General features: G+C 36.0%; 1 protein-coding gene. It reads right to left on the reverse strand.

Annotation, left to right across the window (positions count from 1 at the left end; genetic code table 11):
• Positions 1-18 precede the first annotated feature (18 nt).
• Positions 19-1109 (reverse strand): IS4-like element ISAba1 family transposase gene (locus NI467_RS14565; RefSeq protein ID WP_094190431.1). Its coding sequence is split into 2 segments (ribosomal slippage): positions 19-569 and positions 569-1109, totalling 1092 coding nucleotides; the frame shifts between segments, so codons are not numbered across the junction.
• Positions 1110-1180 lie beyond the last annotated feature (71 nt).

Genomic DNA, 1180 nt, shown 5'->3' on the forward strand with positions numbered 1-1180 from the left:
CTCTGTACACGACAAATTTCACAGAACCCTTATCCTATCAGGGTTCTGCCTTCTTAAAATTGCCAAAATTTCCTTAAACTCTTCTTTTTTCCCAAAACCAATTAAACGCTGAATCGCCATTTGAACATAGTCTAAACCATAGCGAAATAAACTCATTGAGAGTCGTCCATGCTTCTTTATTTTTATCGCTTTTTTTTGATCATGTTGCCATTCACCCGTTAAGTAACACCAACAGAAGCTTATAGCTAACACCGCAATCAATTTTTTCACTCGTCTAGGGTCTGTCAAGCGCGTATTTTCAAGATTAAACCCGCGTCCTTTGAGACAACTGAATAAGGTTTCAATTTCCCAGCGTAATGCATAATCCTGAATAGCATTGGCATTAAACTGAGGAGAAACGACGAGTAAAAGCTCTCCATTTTCTAACTGTAGTGCACTTATATATAGTTTCACCCGACCAACCAAAATCCGTCGTTTACGACATTCAATTTGACCAACTTGAAGATGGCGAAATAAATCACTAATTTTATGATTCTTTCCTAAATGATTGGTGACAATGAAGTTTTTTTAACACGAATGCAGAAGTTGATGTCTTGTTCAATTAACCATGTAAACCACTGCTCACCGATAAACTCTCTGTCTGCGAACACATTCACAATACGGTCTTTACCAAAAATGGCTATAAAGCGTTGAATCAAAGCAATACGCTCTTTCGTATCTGAATTTCCACGTTTATTAAGCAATGTCCAAAGGATAGGTATCGCTATTCCACGATAAACGATTGCGAGCATCAGGATATTAATATTTCGTTTTCCCCATTTCCAATTGGTTCTATCTAAAGTCAGTTGCACTTGGTCGAATGAAAACATATTGAAAATCAACTGAGAAATTTGACGATAATCAAAATACTGACCTGCAAAGAAGCGCTGCATACGTCGATAAAATGATTGTGGTAAGCACTTGATGGGCAAGGCTTTAGATGCAGAAGAAAGATTACATGTTTGCTTTAAAATAATCACAAGCATGATGAGCGCAAAGCACTTTAAATGTGACTTGTTCCATTTTAGATATTTGTTTAAGATAAGATATAACTCATTGAGATGTGTCATAGTATTCGTCGTTAGAAAACAATTATTATGACATTATTTCAATGAGTTATCTATTTTTGTCGTGTACAGAG

The sequence above is a fragment of the Acinetobacter sp. S4397-1 genome (assembly GCF_024129285.1).
Classification (GTDB): domain Bacteria; phylum Pseudomonadota; class Gammaproteobacteria; order Pseudomonadales; family Moraxellaceae; genus Acinetobacter; species Acinetobacter lwoffii_C.